At 66.2% G+C, this 7,184-nt stretch carries 8 protein-coding genes; 2 read left to right on the plus strand and 6 right to left on the minus strand.

The features are described 5' to 3' along the window. From A6I89_RS24025 to A6I89_RS24050, 6 genes are all read right to left on the minus strand, one after another. A complete protein-coding gene (locus A6I89_RS24025; protein ID WP_022593877.1) occupies positions 1-516 on the minus strand; it encodes a nuclear transport factor 2 family protein in 516 nt (171 codons plus the stop codon). Between the two features lie 35 nt (positions 517-551). Next, a complete protein-coding gene (locus A6I89_RS24030) occupies positions 552-1,766 on the minus strand; it encodes an ABC transporter substrate-binding protein (RefSeq protein WP_044990426.1) in 1,215 nt (404 codons plus the stop codon). 32 nt (positions 1,767-1,798) lie between these two features. Next, entirely contained in the window at positions 1,799-2,671 is an 873-nt protein-coding gene (locus A6I89_RS24035; RefSeq protein WP_022593874.1) for an SDR family NAD(P)-dependent oxidoreductase, read from the minus strand. A gap of 64 nt (positions 2,672-2,735) precedes the next feature. Then, the gene (locus tag A6I89_RS24040) at positions 2,736-3,665 is read right to left on the minus strand and encodes an alpha/beta hydrolase (protein WP_022593872.1); all 930 of its coding nucleotides are present in this window, start codon (positions 3,663-3,665) and stop codon (positions 2,736-2,738) included. After that, positions 3,649-4,158 (minus strand): nuclear transport factor 2 family protein, encoded by a 510-nt coding sequence (locus A6I89_RS24045; RefSeq protein ID WP_022593871.1) that lies wholly within the window; start codon positions 4,156-4,158, stop codon positions 3,649-3,651. The genes A6I89_RS24040 and A6I89_RS24045 overlap by 17 nt, the downstream gene beginning before the upstream one ends. A 20-nt stretch (positions 4,159-4,178) precedes the next feature. Beyond that, complete coding sequence (locus A6I89_RS24050; protein ID WP_005515831.1) at positions 4,179-5,066, minus strand: SDR family NAD(P)-dependent oxidoreductase; 888 nt, start codon at positions 5,064-5,066, stop codon at positions 4,179-4,181. A 304-nt stretch (positions 5,067-5,370) separates the two neighbouring features. Between A6I89_RS24050 and A6I89_RS24055 the strand changes: the two genes are divergently transcribed. Then, a complete protein-coding gene (locus A6I89_RS24055; RefSeq protein ID WP_022593870.1) occupies positions 5,371-6,123 on the plus strand; it encodes an IclR family transcriptional regulator in 753 nt (250 codons plus the stop codon). Between the two features lie 88 nt (positions 6,124-6,211). Further along, the coding region (locus tag A6I89_RS24060) for a 3-ketosteroid-9-alpha-monooxygenase, oxygenase component (RefSeq protein WP_081188586.1) at positions 6,212-7,184 on the plus strand (973 nt) is incomplete at its 3' end.

The raw sequence follows: 7,184 nt of genomic DNA on the forward strand, positions 1-7,184 counted from the left end.
TCACGGAATGCGTGCGGACTCCTCCCGATACGCGAAGAAGTCGGGGGTCAGATCCACCCGCAGGCGGGTCAACCGGCGACGACTGATCAGCCAGTCGTCGCCGACCTTGCGGTACTCCTCGTGGTAGTGCCCGTAGCCGTGCAGATGCTCCTCGCTCGCGCCGTTGGTCCACCACAGCATGTCCTCCATGGCCCAGACACCCACGGCAGTCGTCTCCGATGTCAACGTGATCTCCGGAGTATGACCGTGATGAACGGACGTGACCGAGACGTTGCCGTCGAGCACGGCCCGAATCGCCTCGGTGAGCGCCTGCCGACCGATCACCGGATTGTCCGGATCGAAGGTCTCGCTGACGACGTCCTCGGTGTGCACGCTGCCGTAGAGATCCCACTGCTTGGTGTCCATGATGCGGAGCCGGGAGGAGAAGACGCGTCGGATCGCTTCGATCGCCGCTGCCTGCTCGGCCGGCGGCATCCCGTCCGTCCCCACCACGACCCCCTCTGACTTGGTATCCATCCGTTCCGTCCTCCACTGTCTCGTCGTCGGCGAATTCACGCGCGAGGATTGCCGAACTGGCCGTTGAGCACCTTCGTGGGGGCGACGAACCGCATCTCGTCCTGATCCGGGTTGGGCCCGTGGTCGTCCGCGGTGAAGTGGTACCGCGAGAAGAACGCCGTGGACGCGTTCGCCTGGACCTCCTCGGTCTCGAGTGCCTCGGCAAGCTTCGCGGCATCGGTCGTGGTTCCCGCGTACTCGGCCGCGGCCGCGACGAGTGGGAAGGCGTCATACTGGCCGGCGATCACCAGCGTCGACGAGATCGTGCCGAGCGACGCCATCGTGTCGACCATCCGGTTCACCGTCTCGGCGTCGGTGTCGTGAACCGTGCTGCCGAACACCTGGACCACGAGGTTCTCGCTCGCCGGGGTGCCGAGGACGCCTGCCGGTGGTTCGTTCGCGACCAGGTTCGTCGCGCCGACGGAGATGTTCCCGATCAACGGCACGTCCCAGTCGAGCCGCTGCATACTCTGCAGTACGTAGCCGAGCGGCGCGCCGTACGCATCCAACGCGATCGCCTTCGCACCGGCGTTCTTCAGGGCCTGCAGCTGCGCGGTCATGTCGAGGGCGGTCGCCTCGTACTCCTCGTTACCGGCCTGTTCGAGACCCGCATCCTTCAGCGCGCTCGTCATCTCCTTGCCGAACGACTCTCCGTACGCGGTGCTGCCGTGCACCACACCGATGTCGTCGTAACCCTTCTCCTTCGCGAAACCGACGATCCCCCGCGCACTTTCGGTGGGGCCCACACCGACGTCGAAGTTGAGCGGGAACTTCGACGGGTCGGTCGAATCCGAGGTCGGTGCCACCCCGAACGAAAGGATGTCGTTCTGGTTCAGGATCGGCAGAACCGCGGCACTCACCGCGGACGGGCCCGAACTCAGGCACAGATCCGGCTTCTGCGCGGTGATCGCCTTGCGCAGTTCGGTGACGGCCTTCGTCGGATCCCCTCCGTCGTCGACGACGGTCAGCTCGATCCGGCGGCCACCGATGCCGCCGGCCTCGTTCTGCACCTGCGCGCCGGCCTTCGCCGCGAGAATCGACGTCTGCGCGTTGGCTGCGAGCGCCCCCTGCGCGCTGATCCCGCCGGTGACGAGCACACGGTACGGCTCGTCCGCCCCGTCCGACTCGGCGGGATCCGCAGTGCCGCAGCTCACGAGGAGAAGGGTGGACACAGCAGCTGCCACCAGCGCCGGAGCGTGCCGCGCAGTCAGTCGTCCCGCGCGCGAAGCTGCAACCGGTGCCACTACGCACTCACCTCGATCCCCATCCGTGTGAGCATCTCCCGAGGATCCGGTGGCGGTGTCAGTCCGACCAACTGGCCGGCCCTCTGCGCCGCGACCGCGGCACACTTCTCGTCGTCGGAGAACACCCAGAAATCTCCACGCGCGATGGCCTCCGTCATGTGCGCGGCCGCTTCGACCGGGTCGAGCCCCGATTCGACGTTGTCGCGCTGCATCGCCTCGAAGACGGCGTTGGCGGTGTCGTTCTCGCACGGAGAAGCCTCCTGAGCAGCCAGGAAGATCTGGCTCCGAATGGAGTGCGGCAGCACCGCCGACACCTGGATCGGCGCGTCCACGAGGGACAATTCCTGATGGAGACATTCGGTCATCGCCAGCACGGCGTGCTTACTGGTGATGTACGGAGCTTGGACCGCAACGCTTTTCAGGCCGCCCACCGAAGACAGGTTGGCTATGCACGCCGGAGCGTCGGCCGCGATCATGCGTGGAACGAAGGATCTCAGACAGTAGAAGACACCGTCCACATTGATCTCCATGACGCGCTTCCAGCGTTCGACCCCGACTTCCCACAGGAGCCCGGCATTCTCCACTCCCGCGTTGTTCACGAGCAGTTCGACGGTGCCGTGCCGCGCGAAGACGTCCGCCGCCATCGCGTCGACGGCGGCCGGATCCGTCACGTCGAGTCGGTAGTGTTCCGCGACGCCTCCCGATCTCTCGACGTCCGCCGCGACAGCTGCCGCGCGACTCTCGTCGATGTCGGCGATGACGACCGTCATGCCGAGACCGGCAAGGTGTCGGACGAACCCCTCGCCGATCCCCGCGGCGCCACCCGTGACGACTGCTGTGCCCGTCGAGAATCTGACCTGGGCTATGGACACTGCCCCTCCTAGTTCTTGTGCTCCGACAGGCGGTACCGGCCGGGGTTTGCTTGCAATCGACCGGTCACGTCCCGGCGCGCGGACTCGCCAGGATCGGGGCAAGGAATGCCACCGTGCGGTCGAAGACGTTGCGCGCCTGAGGAAGAGCCCCGAGCATGGTCGCGAAGCCGTGCATCACACCCTCGTAGCGCATCAGGTTCACGTCGACACCTGCGGCGGCGAGTCGCTGCGCATACGCCTCCGTCGCGTCTCTGGTCGGATCGACCTCCGCGGTGACGACGAAGGTGGGCGGCAGACCCGTGAGATCGCGGGCGAGACCCGGACTGACGTCCGGAAACTGTCGCGATTGCGGGTCCGGCGCGTACAGGTCCCAGAACCATTCGCAGTCTTCGGGGGACGCGATCAGGCACCGTTGCTCCGGGTTCGACACACGCATCTCGGCTGCGCCGTAGAAACTCACCTGCGCGACGGGCAGCGAACCCGCCGAGTCACGCAACTGTTGGGTGAGGGCGAAGGTGAGTGTGCCGCCGGCACTCTCACCCGCAACCACCGCACGTGTCACATCGGCGGGCACCTCCGGAGGCCCGGACACCAGCCAGTCCCAGACGATCCGGCAGTCCTCGAGTGCGGCCGGGTGCGGATGCTCGGGTGCCAATCGGTAGTCGACCGAAACGACGACCACGCCCGCCGCCAGGCTCAGCTTCCGCAGGTATTCGGAGTTCTGATCCAGACCACCGAACACACATCCCCCGCTGTGCAGCCACATGACGACCGGCAGCGACTCCTCGTCCGTCGGTCGATAGACGCGCACCGGCACCCCACCGGCCGCTGAGGGAACGACCACGTCACGCACGGAATGGATCTCGGTCGTCGGTGCGGTCATCCGGGCCGCATAGGAAGCCCGCAGTTCTCCCACGGAGGAGGTGTGCATCGGCAACTTCATGTCGGCCGCGATGCCGTCGATCAAGCGCTGAGCATCAGCCGTGAGCGCCATGATCGTCTCCCACCCCCACCGAAGCTCCTGCGGACAGATCCGCATAGCGGACGGAGTCACGCGTATCGAGTACCACCTCGAGCTCGCTGAGTCGCGGCGCACCGTCGACACCCGCACGTATCGCTCCTCGGACGATGCCGCTCGACAAGTTGAAGGGCTTGCCGTCAACAATCTTGGTGACGAAGATGTAGGAGGAGAAGGTGGTCTCCGTGCCGTCGAAGCCGGTGACGAAGACGTTCGTTCCGTTGTGCCGCAGAGGATACGGACTGTCTCTGCGGTGCGCCTCCTGCCAGGCCATGACCGCGTCCACACCGTTCAGGTCCGCGCGGATGAAGTCCTCGTAGTCGGTGGCGCCCGTATCGCTTCGACACACGAAGTGGAAGTCGTCGGTCGCCATGGCGCGAAGCACGTCGGGGGTCCACTCGTCGTAGTGGAACCACCACTTGGCCACTGTCTGCGCCACGGCCTCGGGCGCAATCTCCAGCTGACTCATGTGTCCTCTTTCGTCGTCGATCAAAGGCCTGCCGGCAGGATGTTCGGGTTGGCCCACTCCGGCGGTTCCCGGCGGGGTAGTTCGGTTCGGCCGTCGAGCGTCATCACGGGAAGGTTCTGGCTCCACGGGTAGTGGAGACTGAAGGCGACGTGGCCGGTTCGCTCCGCAGCAGGCAACGTGCACATCGCCAACACCGTCTGGGCCAGGTATTCGACGGGCTCCGTCTCGTAGCCCTCCGGGATCAGGGACGCCGCACCCGGCGTCATGATCGCCGTGGACGGGCCCACCGCGTTGACCGCGATGCCGGCGTCGAGGACCTCGGCTGCGAGCCCCTGGGTGAAGCGGTGGACAGCCGCCTTCATCGAGCCGTAGATCACGTCACCCGAGATCTTGTTGTACTCCCGGAACGGGCGGATAGGGGCCAGCCCGGTCACGGATCCGATGTTGACGATCCAGCCCGCCCCCTGCTTTCGCATGTGTGGGATGGCGGCACGCGACAGCGCGAAAGGCACACGAAGGTAATGGTCGACCGTGCGATCGAACGTCGCCGTTTCCATCTCCTCGACCAACGAGTAGTCGGCGAATCCCGCGTTGTTCACCAATATGTCGATGCTGCCGACACTGTCGACAACCTTGTCCACCAATTGATCCCGCGCCTGTGCGTCCTCGAGATCCGCGGGAATGGCGACGGCCCGACCGCCGGCCTCCTCGATGAGGGACACCGTCTCGTCGAGACTGCCCGCGACGGCCGCCTTGCGGCCTGCCCGGACCGACTCCGACACCCCCCGGGATCGCGCGGTCACCACCACGGTCGCGCCCTCCGCCGCCAAGCGCTGAGCCACCGCACGTCCGATTCCCCTGCTGCTGCCCGTGACCAGGGCAGTCCTACCTGTCAACGACGGCGCCATGCTTCCTCCACACCAATAGATCGCTCTCCACGTGACGCGAGTCGACGCCCGAGCAGTTCCACAATCTGTTGAGCGACAGCATCGTCCGCGGCCCGGGGAGGCGCCCAGTACTGCTGTCCACTCAGCGGACGAGATTCCTCCGGGTCACCCCGGCACCCTCGCCACGGGGGCTTTTGTTCGACACCAGCGTGTGGCAGACTCTGCCACCTAGACAGAAGCTGCCAAGGAGATGCGACCTCGTCTCCAGCGCCCTTCTCCTGTCGCCGAGCAGGCCCACCGTTCACGTCGCGCGGATCGGAGCAGCATGAAGAACCCGCACACCTCCCGTTCGACCACTGTCGCCCGAACGACGTTGCTCGACAGGATCGGGACGGTCCTCGACGCATTCGGATCGAACAGCCCCCTGACCGGCTGCGACATCATGGACTCCACCCGCCTTCCACGCACCTCGACCTATCGGATCCTCGAACAACTCGTAGCGATCGGATGGCTCGAGCGGGAGGGTAATACGCACCGCCTGGGAACCCGTCTGGTGGAACTCGGCTCGCTGGCCCTCGATCAGGACCCCCTCGCGCAGGCAGCCGAGCCGCACCTGCTTCGCCTCCATCGGAGGACCGGGCTGGTGGTCCACCTCGCCGTCCTCGACGGCACCGATGTCGTCTACCTCCGCAAGGTCGGAGACACCCTCGACCGACTGTCGCCGACACGCACGGGTTTACGGGTGCCCGCCGCAGGAAGCGTGCTGGGGGAGGCACTGCTCGGCTGGGCCGACGCCGGGGCCCACCACCCTGTCAAGACAACATCGCAGATCGATGGCGGTGACGGCGAACTGGCACACATCGTCGCCCGGGTCGCTCCCCGAGGTGGCACGACGGCCGCAGTGTCCGTCTGTACCCCGTCCCGCCTCTCCCCCCTCGCCACACAGGCCCGCGCCGCAGTCCGGGAAACGGCCGTAGCGATACTCCGCGACCTGCACCGCCCGGGCCTGCGACGCAGAGGCCCGCGGCCGCCCGGGCCGGGCGCGAATTCGGGCGACGCCGACCTGTCCATCCACTGAACACATGCCCTTCACACCGGAGGGCCGCCGGCCGGATCATGCGGATCAACAGCCGTGTCACCGGCGCATACATGCAAACGGAGGAACGATGACCACAGACGCGACAGATGTGCCGCAGACCGAAGAGGTCCGGATGATCGAGGCCGCCGCGGCGCCCACCCGCTTCGCGCGCGGCTGGCACTGCCTCGGTCTCATCCGGGACTTCAAGGACGGCAAGCCGCACTCGATCGAGGCGTTCGGCACCAAGCTGGTCGTGTTCGCCGACAGCAAGGGCGAGCTCAACGTCCTCGACGCGTACTGCCGCCACATGGGCGGCGACCTGAGCCAGGGCGAGATCAAGGGCGACACCATCGCCTGTCCGTTCCACGACTGGCGCTGGAACGGCAAGGGCAAGTGCACCGACATTCCCTACGCCCGGCGCGTTCCCCCGGTCGCCAAGACCCGCGCGTGGACCACGCTCGAGCGCAACGGCCAGCTGTACGTCTGGAACGACCCGCAGGGCAACCCGCCGCCGGCCGACGTCACGATCCCCGAGATCGCGGAGTACGGCACCGACGAGTGGACCGACTGGACCTGGAACTCGATCCGCATCGAGGGTTCACACTGTCGGGAGATCGTCGACAACGTCGTCGACATGGCGCACTTCTTCTACGTCCACTACGCCTTCCCGAAGTACTTCAAGAACGTCTTCGAAGGACACATCGCGACGCAGTACATGCGCTCACAGCCGCGCGGCGACGTCATGCTCGGCACCAACTACGACGGGAACCCGGACGCCGAAGGGCGTTCGGAAGCATCCTATTTCGGTCCTTCGTACATGATCGACTGGCTCGAGAACGACTCCGCCGGACACACGATGAGGACGATCCTCATCAACTGCCACTACCCCGTGACCGACAACTCGTTCGTCCTCCAGTACGGCGTCATCGTGGAGAAGATCCCCGGACTGTCCGACGCGGAAACCGCCGCCGTGGCCGCGGAGTTCGCCAAGGGCGTCGAAATCGGATTCGAGCAGGACGTCGAGATCTGGAAGAACAAGGCGCCCATCGACAACCCGCTGC

This window comes from Prescottella equi, assembly GCF_002094305.1.
Taxonomy (GTDB): Bacteria; Actinomycetota; Actinomycetes; order Mycobacteriales; family Mycobacteriaceae; genus Prescottella; species Prescottella equi.